We start from the raw sequence: 18,123 nt of genomic DNA on the forward strand, positions 1-18,123 counted from the left end.
TCCTTCTCATTCAGCTAGAGCGGAACCTCCGATGCGGCGATAAACTTCTTGCTGATGTGCTCGTCGACCCCTTTTTTTCGCAATCGGGTTCGTTCCCAATCATGAACAACCAACTCCTCTAGGGTTAAATGTGTTACGGAATACGGCATTCCGCTGTTTAAGCCTTGCCGCCCCGGACCGGATTTTGATCCTACTCCGGGGCGGCCTGGTGTGTCAGCTTGTAATAATGGCTTTGCTGCTATTTCTTGATTGCCGCCGCTTGCGTAATGGCGACAATTTGCTCTGCTCCCAGTTCCTTCAGCTTGGCAATAAACTTGTCGTAGTTGGGCTCAATCGGCTCCGCTCCCAGCACCCATTTTTGCAGGGTTTCCTCCATATAAGTCGCCAGTGGCCCAGACAGTTTACTGATGGTCTGTCTGTCTTGCTCGCTCATGGTTACAGGAGGTGTAGGGGGAACGATATAATTTTTGCTGGTATATTCATCAATACCTTTAAGTGCAATCTCGTTAGTCCATTGTCTCTCGTATTCATAGTCCTGCTTGAAGCCGATCTGCTGCTGAGCCCCGATCTTGCTCAGCTCATCCGCTACGCTAGGCTTCGCCAAAATGTCGGCGTTCAGTTGCGGCTTGCCGTTTACCATCGTATACGTCTGTCCTTCCACGCCGAAGTTCATCAGCCTGCGACCTTCCTCCGTGAACCAGAAGTCGAAATATTTGATCAGTTCCAATGAATATTTCGTATGGGTGGAAATTCCCCAACTCATGGTGTTTCCAGTAGGATAAGGGCTGCGGACCGTATATTCCTTTATGATGCCCGTGGGACTCGCGGGAGGCGTGATCGGCACAAAATTGAGGTTAGGCACATTGCTCTTTAAACTGACATTGTAATTGGCCGTGCTGGCGAAGAAGTCATGGGTCAGACCGCCTTTGTTGTCGCCCAGCAGAATCTCTCTCGCCTTGACTCCCCGGGTGAAGATTTCCTTATCAATCAGGCCATCCTTATACCATTTGGCCAGAGTGGTTATGGCTGTTTTGAATTGCGGCTCCAAAGGGCCGTAAACTCTCTTGCTGTCCTTTCCGTATAGCCCCATTTGCGTATCCCACAGCGACAGCAAATCATAGATACCGTACCGGTTATCCCGGTTGAAATATGGAACCTCATCAGCGGCGCCGTTGCCGTTGGGATCCTTTTCCTTAAACGCCTTCAGCACCGTATACAGCTCATCCACAGTTTTCGGCTGCTGAAGCCCAAGCTTATCCAGCCAATCCTTGCGGACAAACCAGCCCTTCTGCACCAGACCGTCCTGAACATATGGAATGATATACAGCTTCCCATCCGTATTCAAGGCCGCCTGCTTGATTAACGGATTATCCGCAAAATACTTTTTGATGTGCGGCGCGTACTTATCAATAAGCTCATCCAGTGGCTGCAGGCCGCCCTCCTCGGCCAGCTTCTTTAGCTTACCATCATAGAACTGGATAATATCAGGCAAATTTCCTCCCGCCACCATCAGATTGTATCCTTCATCGCTGTTGGTGGAGGCTTTGGACGCTGTTCCCTTCAACGTCACATTGGTCAGCTCCGCCGCCTTTTTGAAAACCGGCCAGTTGCTGTCGAATACTCGGTTGCCAAAATAATGCATATGGATTGTGGCCTCAATTGGTGTGTTGCTTGCCCTCGAAATGGCCTCCGGGGCAGCGGACTGGCTTGCTACCGGGCTTGCCGAAGCACCGTTTTTAGGCTCGTCGGAGGAACAACCTGTCGAAAGCGCTGCCAGCAAGGCTGCTGCAGTTGCTCCGGAAACGATTCTTTTTGTTGTAAACATGTGTTTCTCCTCCCTATTGTTTTCTTTTTTCTTTCCTATTACTAGCGACATGTCCTCTACCGCAATTGCTTATCCTTTGACTGAGCCGATCATCACCCCCTGCACGAAGTATTTTTGAATAAAGGGGTATATCACGATGATCGGCAGCACCGCCACCATGATGGTAGCATAGATCACTGTTTCCGGAGTCATGCTGGACCCTACATCCTGTATGCCCAGCATCTGGTCGCTTGCCCTCATCTGGACAACCAGCTTGTTCAACAACACCTGCAAGGGAATCTTGTTCTCGTCGCGCAGCAGCACCATGGCCCAGAAGTAACCGTTCCACTTACCCACCGCATAGAATAATCCCAGTGCTGCAAGGGCTGGCTTGGCCAGAGGTAAATAGATCCGCAGTAGAATTTGAGCGCCGCCCGCTCCGTCGATTCTGGCAGCCTCTTCCAACTCATCTGGAATCGCGCTGAAGAAGGAGCGCAGAATGAACACATAGAAGGTATTCACGGCAAATCCGATAATCAGAGCCATTCTGGTGTCGATAAGACCCAAATTGCGAAAGTTCAGATAGACCGGAATCAGTCCGGCTCCGAACAGCATGGCAAAGGTAATGAAGAGAGTGACGGGCTTCCTGCCCAAAAGCCGTTTTTTGGAAAGCGGATACGCTCCCATGGTTGTAAAAGCCAGATCCACCGCCGTGCCCACTGCCGTATAGAACAACGTATTGGCATAGGCGATCCAAATCCCTTCGTAATGGATGACCTTTTTATAAGATTCCAGGTTCACCCCTGAAGGCCATAACCACACCTTTCCATGTGAGACTGCCTCCCCTGTGCTCAGGGAAGACACGAGAACATACCAGAAAGGATATAGGGTGGCAAAGGCAAGCAACGATAAAAACAAATAGTTGAATACGTTAAATATCTTTTCCCCGTTGGATAATTTATGCATGTGCCCCACCTACCATAATGAAGTCTCCGAAATCCTCTGCGATAACTTGTTCGCCAGAAAAACCAGCGTCAGCGACACCACGGAGTTGAATAATCCGACGGCTGTGGCGAAGTCATAATGACCCTCCTGCAAGCCGGTCCGGTATACATATGTGCTGATGACATCGGCTGTGGCATACGTGGACGGCTGATACAATAGGATGATGTATTCATAGCTTACACTAAGCAGGCTGCCGATTTTAAGGATCAGCATAATGATGATGGTTGGTGCGATCCCAGGCAGAGTGACATGAAGCACCCGCTTCCATTTGTTGGCCCCGTCGATCGCCGCCGCCTCATACTGCTCCGGATTGATGCCGGACAATGCGGCAATGTACAGGATGGCGCCAAAGCCCACTTCCTTCCATATGCCAGAGGTAATGAAGATCGTCCGGAAGTACTCCGCTCTGGTCAGGAAGTAGATTTTGTCAAAACCAAGCTGGTCGAGGATCAGGTTGAACAGCCCGTTTGTGGGGGCAAGAAAGTTGGTGACCAGCCCCGCGATAATCACGATGGATACGAAATGGGGCAAATAGGTAAGGGTTTGTACAATCCGCTTGAACAGGCCATGCTTGACCTCATTGAGCAGCAGTGCCAGCGCGATGGGTGCCGGAAACGAAAAAAGCAGACCGTAAAAGCTGATGATAAAGGTATTTTTCAAAAGCCTCCAAAAATACGGATTTGCAAACAATTCCCGAAAATGTTTAAAACCGACCCATTCGCTGCCCGAAATCCCCTTAAAAAGCTTGTAATCCTTAAAGGCAACTTGCATTCCGTACATGGGCATGTATTCAAAAAACACGTACCATGTAAGGAACGGAATGAGCAACAAATACAAGAAGCGGTCCTGGATCAACGTCTTCATGATGACCATTGCCGGACTCTTCCTTCGGACGGTGTAACTGGCGGATAATTTCTGGTTGGTTTGTTCCATCTCTTTCTCCTTCTCCTCCTCTATATTTGTAAACGCTTGCTTTCCTTGCAACAAAACTCTAACACCCTGCAAAGCCGAACGTAAATGTTCAGAATCCATGGTTTCATGTACAATACCCGTGATCTCTCGTGTATTTCATATTATGTACAAAATGCAGGACCTCTCCGTCCGGCTGCAGCTACTGAGCCCAAGCCATATAGCGGACATCTCCGAAGTTGCGCTTGGAGTACGCAACCGCCCGGCCATCGCTCCCGGAAAGCCTCAGTGTCCGTTCCTGTGGGTCATGAGTGCCTGCGGCGGGAAATTTGGAATTGGCGGCTTTTTTAATATTGTAAGGGACGATAACCTTAAACTCCGGGGTCCAGCTGCCTCCGCTGAAGTTCCAATTGGCAGCGGCGGGCTATACGAGCTACAATGAAAAGGCATGCCTATTCGGCATGCCCATCACGATCCTTAAGATATTGGCCTGGAGATACTCCTTCGTACTTTTTGAACATACGGATAAAAGTGTGGGAATTTGTGCAGCCAACGCGCAGCGCTAAATCGTTAATTTTCACATCCTCTTGGCTCAGTATCTCCTTGGCCTTCGTAACGCGGCAGATGTTCAGAAAATCCCTGAAGTTATCTCCCGTATGACTCTTGAACAAGGTGCCGATGTAACCTGCGGACAAGCCAAAATGCTCCGCCAAATACTGTAGGGACAAATCCGCCGCGTAGTTTTCGGCAATGAATTCAATGATCCGGCTCACTAGGGCATTGTCCATACGGTCATCTTTGCCTTTGATCCTTCTAAGCATCCAAAAGAACAGCCTACGGATTCGATCGGGCATTTCCGTTCTTACCGGAACCATCTTGAGCTCTGCGTATAGGCTGATCTCATCCCCAAAGAATTCCACGGGCATCTGGCCAAGTTGGTGCACAACCCGGTTAACAGTGGTTATAATGGCATAATGGAATTGTGACAGCACCTCGTCGCTAAGCTTCCGTTTAACAAAGTTTTCCTCCAGCACCCGGTTCAGCAGATTTTCCGCTTCTTTTTCCTTGCCACGCAGCAGGTAATGAATGAAGCTAGACTCCAGATCCAGTGGATAAAAGAAGCTTTCCTGAATGGTATCCTCCAGATCTGTCCAGGTCAAGATGGTCTGGTTTTGAATGGAATACCAATAGTCCATAATTTGCAGCGCGCTCTGGTATGATTTTTCAATTTCAGGAAGGTTTTCCGACGGAGAACCGATGGCGGCCACCATAGGAAACTCCATGCTCGCTTCTATGGCCTTCAGGGCGCCATCCATCATTTTTTTGAGCACAGACGGATCTGTCTCTCGTAGAAGCAGCACAAACCCCTGGTATGCCACCTCTACCACTTCAGTTTCCGTCTGCTGGCGGAGCTGCTCCTCCAGAATAATCGCCATTTGAGGCTTGAGCTTCAAAATCAGCTCCTTGGTATATTCCTCCTCCATCTCCTTGAAATTGGCAAATTCGACAATGACCACTGTCAGAGGACCATTGAATTTCTCCAGCCCGTGCTTCTCCAGCTCCCCCTGAAGCCTGTGGTCGGGAACCATACCCCATAGCAAATCGCGGATAAAGTTGATCTTCAATGGAGCTCGATAGGCGGACATCATCGCCCGGAGATTGGCATTGGCTGTATGAATCCGCGAAGCCGCCTCCTGCACGAAGGCGAATTCATCCCGTGCTTCACTATCGATGTCGATCCCCTTAAAGGAATGGACGAGAGTACGGACAGGTCGATACATGCGCCTTGAGAATACGTAGGCCAAGCCCGCTCCTAAAATCCCCAAAGCCATGTTCACCAAAAGGGACTCCATGAGCAGGTTGCGGGTGCTCTTGTCCATTTTATTTTTCGGCACCAGATACACATAGCGCCAATCCCGCATAACCTTGGATGGAACGGCATGAATAAAGTAATGGCCGCTTTCAGTCCGGAAATATTCATGGTTCTCCATGATCCCCCCCTGGACGAATGGCACCAAGAGTCCTTCCAACTCGGCTCGGTGAAGATCGGATTGTATGGAGACCAAGCCGTTACCGTTAATAATGCCGAAGGCTTCCGTTTCTGGCGAACTCAACTGCAGAGAGAATTGCTTCTCCGGGAAGTTGACAAACACAATGAACTCCCCATTCTCCCCGATTTTTTCCTTACGCACCAGAGTCAACGCGGTGTTCCGGCGTTCCCCCTCCTCCCCAGGGCGCCTCGGCACCGCAAGGAAAGCACCGGTTCGGCTGCTTTCCAGATGGCTTTTCACTGTCAAGATCTCTTCCTGAGTCAGGCCGATCTCCTGGTAATAGCGCTCCTTGTCAATAGTATGCTCCGGCGTGATCACAACAGAGCCATCTTTGTTGGTGATCCCGATCATATAGCCAAAATCGGCGAAGGCTCCCACCATATCCATTAAATCCAGATGCAGCTGCGTAACAGCATATGGATCAGCTCCTCGACTTTTGACATAATTGCTCATATGATTATTGGTCCTCAGTTGGTAAATCAAGTTAGTGGCCACCAACAAGTAGGTATCCAGCTTCTCCTCCGCTTGTTCAATTAGTTGCCTCTGGGCATTGTCCAGATCATGATTAACAATCTCATTGTTCTTGTAGTAGAAAATCCCTGACGCAATAAAAGTGTAGAGCACCACAAAAACCATAATAGCCGCGAACAGCTGAACAAAAAATTTACTTTCCCTCATCCGCAGGCCCCCTTAATGTAAGCGCTCTATTTTTAAACATAGCTTTCCCGACACAGATTTTATCACTGGTTGTATCCCTGTGTAAATGAACATTAGCCCGTATCCGATGTATTTAATACTCTATTAACCACGAAAAAAGAGGATACGAATTGCACTTTCATGAAATTTCTCACTTCTGTGGTTGAGCGCAAATGAGGCCCCCTCTCGATTACCACCTAATATAGAAGGACACGATATTATGTGTATGAAACCGTAGAGCTTGCGTTCGCACCTTAACATTGCCTTAGCCATCGTCCTTAATCACACGTTCCTGCCACGCTCGAACAGCTAGCTTGCCGTATTGCGCATCCACAGTTCCCGGATCTACTTCAAAAGGTCGCTTCTTTATAATGCTTAAGAGGCGACCTTTTTGAAATTTAACAATCCTGATTGGGGATAATCAAGCTATGACTCTATAGGTCTCGCTCCAGGAAAACTGGAAGGCTCGTCCTTCAGACATTAGGGTTAAAGACATTTACTTCTCTAATGAACACACGATATCCGTAAGCTGGAAGACACAAATTTTGTTCTACTGGGGTTCCATCCAGATCGGTGACAATCTCCTTCAATAGGATGCTTTGCTCTTTATTGGTGAAATTATGAAGGAAGATGAAGTCCCGGTCGCCATCCGTACGGACCTGCGCATTGACGCCTTCCGCCCAATCTGCCCGAAGTGCACAGCTTAATCTGCAACGACCTGCCAGCGCGCGATAAAAGTCGTCCAGAAACAAAGGCTCAGTTCGAGCCGCCATATAGTAAACTTCCCCATCTATAAATCGGTTTACGGTCAATGCGGGATACCCTTGATAGAAATCCTCTTGGTATTCTGCAAGAACTTTCGCCGTCTCGACATGAATCAGATCACACATCAACGATACCGAATACGTTCCCGATAAGCCGTCCAATGCGCTCTCCTTCATTATGAGTGAATTGCGATCCTCAAGATACAGAGAATCAAGCTCTTCTGACCATATCCCAGCTAGCTTACGAAGTGGTCCAGGGAAGCCGCCCAGGAAACATAGATCATTCTCGTCGACAACTCCGCTCCAGTACGTCAGGACAAGCGTACCCCCTGAGCGGACAAATGTCTCAAACCGTTCTGCCGTCCCCTGCTTCAGCATGTACAGCATCGGAGCAATAACGAGCTTGTAGCCGTCCAGTGAACGATCCATGGATATAATGTCCACAGGGATCCCTTGCTTCCAGAATGGCTCATAATGGCGGAGCACTTCCTGATCGTAGCTAAGATTCGGCTTTCGCGGCCCTGCTGCTCCTTCCACCGCCCATTTATTTTCAGTATCGTAAATGAGCGCGGTTTCCGCCCGGATAATCGTACCGTTAACAGGCTCTAGACGTTCCAGGTAAGCACCTAATTCCGCAACCTCGCTAAAAACTCTCGTATGCTCGTGGGCGCTATGATCCACAACAGCACCGTGGAACTTCTCCGAGCTTCCTCTGCTCTTACGCCACTGGAAGTATTGTACGGAATCGGAGCCGTGAGCCACAGCTTGTATGGAGGACAACGCATGCATGCCCGGTCGCTTCAGCTTGGCAACCTCCTGCCAGTTTGCCAAGCTCGGTGTGCATTCCATCAGCAGAAAAGGTTTATCGGGCTTGAACGAACGGTACCGGTCGTGGGTGAACGCCGCATGGCAGGCCGTCCGCCAGTCGGGACTCTTGCTGTGCCAAAACGGATAGCTGTCCCACGAAACAATATCCACATGCTCGGCCATTTGTTCATAATTGATGTTACACCCACCCAAGAAATTCGTTGTGACAGGAATATCAGGGGTAAGCCGCTTCAGAGGCGCGATCTCTTGAAGCATAAAATCAATGCTCTGATCGGTGACAAACCGTTTCCAATCCAGCTGTAAACCGTGCAACATATGTTCCCCAATAGGGGAGGGCGACTCTATTTCCATCCAGTCTGTATAGTTGTGGCTCCAAAAGGTCGTATACCATGCCTGGTTCAAACTGTCTAAATCGTCGTTGTATTTCTTCCGCAACCATTCTCGAAATGCCGCTTGGCATAAATCGCAGTGGCACTCCCCATTGTATTCGTTGGAAATATGCCACAGCAGCAAGTCGGGATGATTGCCATATCGCTCCGCCAGTAACGTATTGATAATCCTGACCTTCTCCCGATATATAGGCGACGTATAACAATGGTTATGCCGGGTTCCATACAAATTGCGCACTCGCTCCGGTCTGACCCGCAACACCTCCGGGTATTTACGGGCCAGCCATGCCGGCCGCGCCCCGCTTGGCGTACCCAGAATGAAAGAGATGCCGTTAAGGGTCAGCTTATCGATGATTCCGTCAAGCCATCCGAATTCGAATACTCCTTCATTCGGCTCCAGACTGGACCAGGAGAACATGCCCATGGTCATGACATTGCACTTGGCTAGACGCATCAGGCGCATATCTTCATCCCAGACTTCGGGCATATGGATCCACTGCTCCGGGTTATAATCCGCCCCGTGCAGCAACCGATTCAATTGCGAAAAAAGTGGCTTGCGTTGACTCATTTGCATATCCCTCCTTCAATGACATCGAATTTCAAAGATTCGAGCATGATCCAATCCATTGGTACCCAGAACCTCAAGCCGAAGCTTGCGCACCTGCTCCAACTGAACTTGACATGTAACTTGACGTTGATAATTATCCTGAATGTGCACCACTTGACAGCCGTCATCTCTGGAATCCGCTAAATAAGCCAATATCCGAAACTCCTTCAAGGTTTCAGGCTGCGGCCCCCACACGTTCTGTTGGTGCAGATTGTCATCGTGTGTAAGTGTTAGCCTTCGGTGCATACCCGTATCAAGCACAATACTAATTTCGCGGATAGATACCGGTGATTTCCACTCCAGCTCGATCCATGGCTCCCGGTCTTCCGGCTGCGCCATCCAACGGTGGGTGCCAGGAACAGCCAGACTTTGCTTGACTCCTCTCGCTCCATGTATGGAACGGGTATGTCCGTCGATGACATTTGATGCTAACCCCTCGGATTGCTCGGATGACGCCTGGACGATAGCCTGACTCGCCAGATTGGCATCCATCTGTATGCCAGGCAAATATGCATCCTGCCTGATCAGTAGTTGCTGCGTGTTCCGAATCAATTCCCGGTCTTGCCATGCCTGGTCCAGCGGAATCCCATTGCGAATTGCCATCGCGGCGAACGTACCTACACCCTGTCCCATCACACCGCATGTTGCCATAACCCGGGTGCTTGAAAAGGCGATATGCGTAGCGGATATGTTCCGTCCGGCAAACATCAGATTGTCCACATTGGCGCTGATCAAGGCCCTGAGCGGGATGCCGTACACATAGTTGGTCACCGGCTGGCTGCAGGGATCCTGGTCTTTTGCTTCGATCCCCTGAGGTGGATGTGTATCCATCGGCCATCCGCCGTACGCGATCACATCCTCAAAGTGAACGGCTTCTTCCAGATCCGATTGCGTAAGCAGATGTTTGCCGATAAACCGGCGGGACTCCCGTTTGCCGGGGACGAAGCCGAACCAGTCCAAAGCCCAGTTCTCCGACTCCGGATGGTTGCCGCTGTTCTTGATATGATCCCAAACGCCCATCATGATGGCAAGCAGTTCATCACGGATCGTTTCGTTATCGGCAATCGTATCCAGCAAACCACCGAACTCTACCCACCAATATCCGTATTCCCATGAGGAGTGGTCACGAAACTTTAAATCCTCTTCTGTATACTTTTTAGCCCATGCGGGAGGGATAAACTTCATCGGTTTGCCCATATTCCGGGTTGTAAACAACAGCGAAGAGCCGAGACGGTACGGATCGGCTTCTTCTCCTGCATGGGACTCCCCGTATTGTTTGGAGGATTCCCGGCCTGTCTTGAACAACGCTCCCGCTTCTTTGCCGAGACGGCCATCTCCCGTACAGTCCATGAAGATATCGGCGAAGAGTTCGAAGTATTGCTCCGTGCTTTCCCTTGCAGCCAGTACGGACAGAATTCGGCTTCCCTCCATCCGTACACCAGTCACTGCCGTATTGAGCATTAATGTCAGGTTCGGTTCCGCTCTGCACTTTTCATATAAGATCAGATCGAACATCGATGCACTTCGCTGTGGATTGCGGATGGCACATTCAAGCAATATTTCTTCCAGTATGCCGCCTTCCCTCGCTTCCGTCTCCAAATCCTGCCTCCGCTTGGAATTCGCCGCACCAACGATATGCATGCGAATCTCGGAAGAAGCATTACCACCCAATACAGGCCTATCCTGACAAATTATGACCTTCGCACCATTACGGGCAGCAGCCAAGGCAGCTACCACTCCGGAAATCCCTCCGCCTGCAACCAGTACATCTTTAAATATTTGCATGTAAACCTCCCGTTTTTAACCTTTGATTGCTCCTAACAACATGCCCTTGGTAAAATGTTTTTGCAGAAAAGGGTACAAGACAATGATTGGCAAGGATGCCGCGATCACAGACGCCATCTGCAACGTTTCGGTAGGCATCAAGTTTTCAGCATTCTCCAAAGGTTGCTGCGTCTGAACCAGAATTTCCCTTACAATCACTTGCAATGGGAACCAATTTCTATCCGTCATATACATGATGGCTTGAAAAAACTCATTCCAATGACCGACGGTATAAAACAATCCGATGGTCATTAAGGATGGAACCGACAAAGGTACGACAATCTGCATCAAGATACGCATCTCCTTGGCTCCATCCATCCGGGCGGATTCGAACAATTCCTCCGGCAAGTTTTCAAAGAAACTTTTCATAATGAGAATGTTGAACGTCCATATTGCATTAGGCAATATCATGGACCACATAGAGTTGAGTAATCCTATGTTCTTCACGACAATATAAGTAGGAATCAATCCTCCGTTGAACAACATTGTAAAGACGACCATGAAAAGAAAGAAACTGCGGCCAGGCATTTTCTTCCGGCTAAGCGGATACGCCATGAGAAGCGTCAGAACCAAATTAACCGCTGTTCCTATAACCGTCAACAAGGCAGTCACCCACATCGATCGTGGGATTCCTGTTGTCATGAACAGTTCTTTGTACGCAGTTAGATCAATTTTTGCCGGAATGAGTACGAATCCTCCGTTCTTCAGCACTTCGGAGATAGGGGTAATCGATACGGAAACCACGTACATGACCGGAATGACCGCGGCCAAGCCTGCCAAGCCCAATATTAGAAGCACTGCTCCGTCAAATAACTTTTCATTCCAGTGTTTTACCATATGCTCTCCCCCCAACGCTTCGCAAGGCTGTTAGAAAGCACGATTAGTACCAAACCCACGAATGATTTGAGTAATCCGGCAGCCGCCGCCAGACTGAAGTTCAATTTCTGCAGCCCCGTTCGGAATACCCACGTGTCCAATATATCCGCAACCGGATATACCTGAACATTGTATAGAATGTAAATTTGATCAAATCCCGCATCCAGAATGTGCCCAAGCTTCAGAATCAGGAGCATGACGATAACCGACCGGATCCCGGGCAATGTAATATGCCATATCATTCGAAACCTTCCTGCCCCGTCGACCTTAGCGGCTTCATACAACGTCGGATCAATGCCGGTCATCGCTGCCAAATAAATGATTGCGCCCCAGCCCAAGTCCTTCCAAATCTCAGAACCAACAAGTACGCTCCGAAACATTTCCGTTGAGGTAAGGAAATTGATCGGACTACCGCCCGAATCCTTAATCCAATGGTTTACCAGGCCCGAACTTTCGGACAGAAACGCAAGGAGAATCCCGTAAATAATCACCCAGGAAAAAAAGTGAGGCATATAGGTTAACGTTTGTATGAAAGACTTAAACCATCGAATTCGGCATTCGTTAAGCAGGACCGCAAAAAGGATTGGAGGCACGATTCCGAAAATCATTTTATAGAAACTTATAATAAACGTGTTGGACATGACCTGTGTGAAGTAAGGCGATTCATAGAACATTTTGAAATATTTGTACCAAGGGTCTGCCCATCCACTGAGCAGGATACCGTCCGAGAAATTAAAATCTTTGAACGCAATAATAATTCCATACATAGGGATATACTTAAAAATAATGTAGTAAATGATTCCCGGCAGCAGCATGAAATAGAGGGCCCGATTGCTCAATACCACTTTTCTAAGTCGTTTCATCTGAAACGCTTTTGACTCTTTACTTACCTGCAAAATTTCTTCATCCATCTTTGGTTTCCCTCCTTAAAAAAGCGAAGAACCGAGAAGAGAGTCATCGGTTCTTCGCAGAAAACTGATTGCTTTATTTGCCATAACCTAACTCATTCAACTGCTTGGTCGCCGAATTCAGAAAAGTCTTGTAGTTCATTGTCGTTTCAAGGCTTTTCAGGAAATCATCGTATTGGCCCAACGGCCGCTTTCCATAAATGAACTTCGTGAGCTCTTCCGAGATATAACGGCTGGCATCGGCATCATTGTAACCGTCCGGATAGTTCAGGAATCCGTTAAGTGACTCAATACGGGATTGTTTATTCGCAAAATCGATATTTGGAAATTGAGTTGCAAACTTGGTCGACAAATACTCAAGGTCAGGTCGACCGGTAAATTGGTACAGATACGTAAATGCGGCTTCCGAGGCCATAAGCGGAGTCGGGACAACTTTGCCGTTTTCCAAATTATAATGTTTACCTGCCACGCCATATTGGACAAGCTTCGAACCTTCTCCAGTGGAAATATAATTCAAGAGATCGAACACTCTATGCAGCTTCGTCTTGTCCTTCTCAAGTGCCTTGGGGATTGCCATCAATCCGGCTGTTTTACCAATATCCAATGATCCGGAGAACTGTCCTGCGGGACCTTTCGGCGCCGGCAGTTGCACCCATTCGGCGTTCGGATTAACTTTCTTGATTTGATCAACGATTGGCGCATTGGTCAAATTCGACCATTCCGTCCAGATGATCCCCACCTGCCCCTTTACAGCCTTATCCCTGGCCTGCGTACCCGCACTTATAACCATTTCCGGATCAACCGACCCACTGGCAATGAATTTCGTGATAAAGCCCAGTGCATCCTTCATGCCCGGGTCATATAACGATTGGACAACCTTACCGTCCTTGACGAAAAATTCACCCGGATTGGGGACACCATATCCTCCGAATACAGGAGAGAAAGCGGATAACAAGCTGACGCCTGTGGATCCCATCAGGCCTGTGATGCCATAAGTATCATTCTTTCCGTTACCGTCCGGATCTTTCTCTGTGAAAGCTCTAGACACGGTCAACAGATCATCGAGTGTTTCGGGTGGCTTCAATTGCAACTTGTCCAGCCAATCCTTACGGATCCAGTAAGTGGCCTTCGGAGATTGCGGCGCTTGGGCAACCGCATATATCTTGCCGTTAACCGTTCCTTTCTTCAGGCTGGAATCTCCAATGAAGGTTTTGACTGACTTAAGTTCTTTATCGAAATAGGGAGTCAGATCGAGCAGAAGTCCTTGATCCGACAACTGCTTCAACGAAGCCTTGTCAACGGCAAACAAATCCGGATAATCACCTGCTGCCATTCGTACATTCAGCTGATTGACATAATCAGAGGCATATGCCGTCAAGTTGATATCGGCATTCAGTGCCTTGTTTAAATTCTCCCGAATGAAATCTTTCTCCGGAGCTGGCAGGCCGGACCCACTTTCTATAATGTTCAGCTTGACCATCTTCGATGAATCCGCGGATGCTGCTGGAGCCGCAGATGAATCGTTGTTGGTACCGACTCCACAGGCTGAAAGCAGACTACCTAGAATTGCAATTGAGGTTGCAGATAACGCAATCTTTTTATATTTTTTCATCGATGTCCCCTTCTTTTCTGAATCGAATTTTGGCTTGGAATGTAGAAGGAAGATGAATCCCTGCAGTAGATGCCTCTCCCTTTCTGTAACGCACCTTCATCATACCATTGTACCTGAAAACGGATAAGAAACAGATTTAGTGACCTCTTACACAAAATTAAGCCACTAGAATAAACAAGCCCCTTCCTTACAACAGGAAAGGGCCTAAAATTTATCCATTGGACATGTGATACTTTCTAAATTCACTAGGCGTCTGTTCGCTCCAGCGCTTAAAAATTTTCACAAAATATGCGACATTCCCAAACCCAACCCTTTCTGCAATTTCCCCGACCGTTAATGTAGACTGGAGCAAATAAAACCGAGCTTGATCAATCCTCACTTTATGCAAGTAATGGATTAATGTGCAGCCCATCTTTTTACTGAATAGGCCGCTTAAATAATGCTCATCCAAGGCTACGTGCTCTGCCATCAATTTCAACGTGATTTCCTTATCGTAATGGCTTTGGATATAATCCACAATCCTGTTGATCTCAGGATGGCTCGATGGCAATGTTGTCGACTTTATCCATTTCGTTAACCAATCATCAATCCTATTCTCTAGGACAAGTCGAAGCTCCTCATGGTTTGCTGCGGACAACCAATCACCAGTTTGGGTTTTCCCATAACCCGAAATAGCAGCAAACCTATTGTCCAATCGTTCGGCCATCTCCATAACAACGGTCATACTAGTATGGTTCTTCTTCATTTCGTCAAACATAATACTCAACTGGCGAATGCAGCTTATTTTATCTCGGCGCTCAAACGCTTGTAATATTTCTCGTTCCATGTTCCAAAGCGTTTGCGAGGATAGGACTGGGTGCTGGATGTTGGAGTCTGTTATTGAATAGGCTATCCTACTTTTGCTGCATTCAAACCAAGACTCTTCGATGAGTCTAATCATACCTCTCCATGTAGATTCCAGTTCAGACAGAGTAATAGAACGGGCCCACACTGCTGAATATGCCACTACCCCGTTCTCGGCTAAACCATGCGCAACAGGATGCTCGGAACGTGAAACCCAGGAAAAAAATGTGGTGCAGCCATGAATTCTGAATTTATGAATAACCGATGTTGCATTGGAATGAATCAGCCCAAATCGAGTCAGCTCCTCCTCATCTATACCACTGGATCCATGCAATATTAAACAAAGATCTACATGTGTAAAGCCGCTTGCGGAGATGCGCTGCAGCAAGTCTCTCCGTTCCGGTTCCGCTTCATCCATACCGTGGATCTGCCTCCACGTATACCGATACAATAATTCGAAATCACGATACGATATTTGACGCGCAGGTATGGCCGCTTTGCTTAATTCCCGGTTGACTTTATCTAGCATCTCGCGTATCGTATCGACATTCAGCGATAGCTTCAAAATATAGCTGGTCGCACCATACTCAACCGCTTGTCTGGCCAATTCGAATTCATTCATGCAGGTCAGCATGACGAAGGGACCTTCAAAGCCTTGCAGACGTGCATTCCGGAGGAGCTCAATACCATCCATGAGCGGCATCATAATATCGCACAGTATGAAATGCGGAGACTCTTCCTGAATCACCTTCAGCGCTTCGACCCCGTTAGCGGCCTCGCCTATAATAACGAACCCCAACTTCTCCCAATCAATAATTTCTTTAATTAATCGCCTGACGCGCGTTTCATCTTCAACTAACAGCACCCTCCACATGAAATCATCCTTCCTTCCCGTACGGTTCCGATATAAGCAGCGGGAATTTCAAAAGGATGAGCGTTCCTTGACCGCTCGAAACCGCTTCAAGCTGGCCATCGGATTTAAAAAGCAGCTGCAACCGTTCCCGCAAATTATTAATTCCGATCCCTTTGCTCTTGCGTAAAGGTTGATGATTGGCGGATGCCTCCATTCCGATCCCGTTATCCTCCACTTCCATGATCAGTGATTGATGCTCTTTCAACACCCGGATCGTTATGCATCCTTCTTTCTGCATCTGGGTGAAACCGTGATAGAACGAATTCTCGACCAGCGGCTGCAAACTCAACTTGGGAACAAGCGCGAAACGAAGCGATTCGTCATATTCGTAACGAACATGGACATAACCGTCGAATCTGAAATTCTGAATGCGCACATACGCCTTCACCAATGTTAATTCCTCGTCCAGATGGATCAAATCGTTCTGTCCATTCAAGCTTGATTCCAACAGCTCGCCCAGGCAAACACAAATCTCCGCAATCTCGGAATCCTTGCGTCCCAAAGCAGTCCATTTGATCGCATTCAACGTATTTAACAGAAAATGAGGATTCATCTGTGCGAGCAGCATCTGGAACCGTGATGCTTCCTTTTCCCTTTCCTCCACTTTTAACTTTTGTATCAAACTGCGAATGTCGCTAATCATTCGATTGAACGTTGTTCCTAATTCACGGACCTCACCGGTGCCCAGCTTTTCGGGCAAAGATGACCTAAACTCATTTTTCACTATGATCGACATATGATGCTGGAGAAGCCGCAACGGGCGTGTAATTCGATGAGAGATGATAAAAGTGATGAGAATGAATAAAAAGACAAAGGTGCCGAGAATGACAACCAGTCTGTGCTTGACTTGGTCGATATCCCCGAAAAACGTATGAAGTGGAAAACTGTTAATCACATACCAATGATAGGAAGGCAAATAGACCGCACTCATCAACTCCTGACCATCCGTCCAAAAACCTCCTGTTGCCGATTGCCTCCGAACAACCTCAGCAGCTAGTTCGGAAATCAACTCATTCGGATTTCTCTTGGTAATAATGGCCCCCGTTTGATCCATTATGAAGTAATCTTGTCTGATTGTAAAAAAACGGTACATGGCATTCAGCCATTCCATATAATCGAAGCTGATCAGTATTTGACCGTCCAAGCTTTCGTCTGGGCCAAGCATATCAACCGTAAGCGTGTACATATCCCTGAGTCTTTTTCCTGATATTTGGTTATACTGCTTTTCAAAGCCAACTGATTTTTTCCACCAATCTTCACTTGTAAGATCCGAATAATTAATTTTACTTCCAAAAGTAGTATTGACCTCCTGATGACGGTGGTCGATCAGTGAATAGTATACATGAGTGGGTAATGGAGAATCCCCTTCCAGCAACCGTTTCTCCCGTAACCTATCCGTCACAAATAACTGTCGTGTTTCCGAATTCCTTAAATCATCCCGGAGTGCCGCCAGAAGTTCTTTATCATTGCTTAATACCAAGGACTCTCTAAAAAGAGAGACCCGGATATTTTCCATACTTTCTTTTACATAGCCCAACTGCGCAGCGCTTTGGGAGTTTATCTGTTCTTTCAACGTAGTTTCCAGCTCCCTGAAGTAATACATAACAAAGGTCGCGGCAGGCAATAAAATAAAGAATAGAAACGATACGAAAAACTGGTATTTGATTTTCTGCGGAAACCAAACCGACACCCATCGCTTCATCGCTGCCACCCTCTTTGGCTCATCGATTTTAATAGCATAATATATTCTCATAGTAACATCTAAACCTGCGAATAGGTAAGGAACATTTTTCATCACAAATTATACATATTTAACTACGTCTGTTGATTAACTCATTCAGCTTGGCGTTGATTCTGGTGAACTTGTTCGACGAAGCGGGTTAACGTGGGAACCCTGCATAAAATGAAAACCATTTGGCGCGCTCATACCGCTATTTTAAGACCACGTAATCATGAGAACCGCATACAACCCCATGAATGACAAGTGCTGGTACTTTTATGGTCGCCAGCCGTGGACGCCGGTCACCGGAGACAGCGATCGCAGCAATTTGTCGTCCGACACTGCCTGGATCGTAGGCTCGCTGGACTTCCTCC

The 18,123-nt window shown here is 47.8% G+C and carries 13 protein-coding genes; 1 reads left to right on the top strand and 12 read right to left on the bottom strand.

Features of this window, described 5'->3' with window-relative positions; genetic code table 11:
* Positions 1 to 14: 14 nt before the first annotated feature.
* The 4 genes from BK127_RS45220 to BK127_RS38255 all read right to left on the bottom strand — a co-directional run bounded on the left by BK127_RS45220 (position 15) and on the right by BK127_RS38255 (position 3,742).
* Positions 15 to 149 (bottom strand): hypothetical protein, encoded by a 135-nt coding sequence (locus BK127_RS45220; RefSeq protein ID WP_256711627.1) that lies wholly within the window; start codon positions 147 to 149, stop codon positions 15 to 17.
* An 89-nt stretch (positions 150 to 238) separates the two neighbouring features.
* Positions 239 to 1,825, bottom strand: coding sequence for an extracellular solute-binding protein (locus BK127_RS38245; protein WP_179097753.1), 1,587 nt, complete (start codon positions 1,823 to 1,825; stop codon positions 239 to 241).
* 69 nt (positions 1,826 to 1,894) lie between these two features.
* Positions 1,895 to 2,770 carry a carbohydrate ABC transporter permease gene (locus BK127_RS38250; RefSeq protein ID WP_076237935.1) on the bottom strand — a complete coding sequence of 292 codons (876 nt, stop codon included), beginning with the start codon at positions 2,768 to 2,770 and terminating at the stop codon, positions 1,895 to 1,897.
* 9 nt (positions 2,771 to 2,779) lie between these two features.
* Positions 2,780 to 3,742, bottom strand: a complete 963-nt coding sequence (locus BK127_RS38255) for an ABC transporter permease (protein WP_076237947.1) — start codon at positions 3,740 to 3,742, stop codon at positions 2,780 to 2,782.
* Between the two features lie 97 nt (positions 3,743 to 3,839).
* On the opposite strand from BK127_RS38255, the gene BK127_RS44225 reads away from it, so the two are divergent.
* A complete protein-coding gene (locus tag BK127_RS44225) occupies positions 3,840 to 4,160 on the top strand; it encodes a hypothetical protein (RefSeq protein ID WP_179097754.1) in 321 nt (106 codons plus the stop codon).
* 10 nt (positions 4,161 to 4,170) lie between these two features.
* Here the strand turns inward: BK127_RS44225 and BK127_RS38265 are convergent, their stop codons facing one another.
* The 8 genes from BK127_RS38265 to BK127_RS38300 all read right to left on the bottom strand — a co-directional run bounded on the left by BK127_RS38265 (position 4,171) and on the right by BK127_RS38300 (position 17,731).
* On the bottom strand, positions 4,171 to 6,447 hold the full coding sequence (locus BK127_RS38265; protein ID WP_076237937.1) for a helix-turn-helix domain-containing protein: 2,277 nt from the start codon (positions 6,445 to 6,447) through the stop codon (positions 4,171 to 4,173).
* Positions 6,448 to 6,938: 491 nt separating this feature from the next.
* Positions 6,939 to 9,014 carry a beta-galactosidase gene (locus BK127_RS38270; RefSeq protein ID WP_076237938.1) on the bottom strand — a complete coding sequence of 692 codons (2,076 nt, stop codon included), beginning with the start codon at positions 9,012 to 9,014 and terminating at the stop codon, positions 6,939 to 6,941.
* 15 nt (positions 9,015 to 9,029) lie between these two features.
* The gene (locus BK127_RS38275; protein ID WP_076237939.1) at positions 9,030 to 10,838 is read right to left on the bottom strand and encodes an FAD-dependent oxidoreductase; all 1,809 of its coding nucleotides are present in this window, start codon (positions 10,836 to 10,838) and stop codon (positions 9,030 to 9,032) included.
* A 15-nt stretch (positions 10,839 to 10,853) separates the two neighbouring features.
* Positions 10,854 to 11,714: a carbohydrate ABC transporter permease gene (locus BK127_RS38280; protein ID WP_076237940.1), complete on the bottom strand. Its 861-nt coding sequence runs from the start codon at positions 11,712 to 11,714 to the stop codon at positions 10,854 to 10,856.
* Positions 11,708 to 12,616 (bottom strand): ABC transporter permease, encoded by a 909-nt coding sequence (locus tag BK127_RS38285; protein ID WP_372237412.1) that lies wholly within the window; start codon positions 12,614 to 12,616, stop codon positions 11,708 to 11,710. Before BK127_RS38285 ends, BK127_RS38280 begins: the two co-directional genes overlap by 7 nt.
* 121 nt (positions 12,617 to 12,737) lie before the next feature.
* A complete protein-coding gene (locus BK127_RS38290) occupies positions 12,738 to 14,273 on the bottom strand; it encodes an extracellular solute-binding protein (protein WP_076237942.1) in 1,536 nt (511 codons plus the stop codon).
* Positions 14,274 to 14,484: 211 nt separating this feature from the next.
* The gene (locus BK127_RS38295; RefSeq protein WP_076237943.1) at positions 14,485 to 15,990 is read right to left on the bottom strand and encodes a response regulator transcription factor; all 1,506 of its coding nucleotides are present in this window, start codon (positions 15,988 to 15,990) and stop codon (positions 14,485 to 14,487) included.
* A 4-nt stretch (positions 15,991 to 15,994) separates the two neighbouring features.
* Positions 15,995 to 17,731 carry a sensor histidine kinase gene (locus BK127_RS38300; RefSeq protein ID WP_076237944.1) on the bottom strand — a complete coding sequence of 579 codons (1,737 nt, stop codon included), beginning with the start codon at positions 17,729 to 17,731 and terminating at the stop codon, positions 15,995 to 15,997.
* Positions 17,732 to 18,123 lie beyond the last annotated feature (392 nt).

The organism is Paenibacillus sp. FSL H7-0331 (assembly GCF_001956045.1).

Coding starts and splice junctions, on each gene's coding strand:
- BK127_RS38255 (WP_076237947.1), bottom strand. CDS start 3,742: ATGGAACAAACCAACCAGAAATTATCCGCCAGTTACACCGTCCGAAGG.
- BK127_RS38290 (WP_076237942.1), bottom strand. CDS start 14,273: ATGAAAAAATATAAAAAGATTGCGTTATCTGCAACCTCAATTGCAATT.
- BK127_RS45220 (WP_256711627.1), bottom strand. CDS start 149: ATGCCGTATTCCGTAACACATTTAACCCTAGAGGAGTTGGTTGTTCAT.
- BK127_RS38250 (WP_076237935.1), bottom strand. CDS start 2,770: ATGCATAAATTATCCAACGGGGAAAAGATATTTAACGTATTCAACTAT.
- BK127_RS38245 (WP_179097753.1), bottom strand. CDS start 1,825: ATGTTTACAACAAAAAGAATCGTTTCCGGAGCAACTGCAGCAGCCTTG.
- BK127_RS38275 (WP_076237939.1), bottom strand. CDS start 10,838: ATGCAAATATTTAAAGATGTACTGGTTGCAGGCGGAGGGATTTCCGGA.
- BK127_RS44225 (WP_179097754.1), top strand. CDS start 3,840: ATGGTTTCATGTACAATACCCGTGATCTCTCGTGTATTTCATATTATG.
- BK127_RS38285 (WP_372237412.1), bottom strand. CDS start 12,616: ATGAAACGACTTAGAAAAGTGGTATTGAGCAATCGGGCCCTCTATTTC.
- BK127_RS38295 (WP_076237943.1), bottom strand. CDS start 15,990: ATGTGGAGGGTGCTGTTAGTTGAAGATGAAACGCGCGTCAGGCGATTA.
- BK127_RS38300 (WP_076237944.1), bottom strand. CDS start 17,731: ATGAAGCGATGGGTGTCGGTTTGGTTTCCGCAGAAAATCAAATACCAG.
- BK127_RS38270 (WP_076237938.1), bottom strand. CDS start 9,014: ATGAGTCAACGCAAGCCACTTTTTTCGCAATTGAATCGGTTGCTGCAC.
- BK127_RS38265 (WP_076237937.1), bottom strand. CDS start 6,447: ATGAGGGAAAGTAAATTTTTTGTTCAGCTGTTCGCGGCTATTATGGTT.
- BK127_RS38280 (WP_076237940.1), bottom strand. CDS start 11,714: ATGGTAAAACACTGGAATGAAAAGTTATTTGACGGAGCAGTGCTTCTA.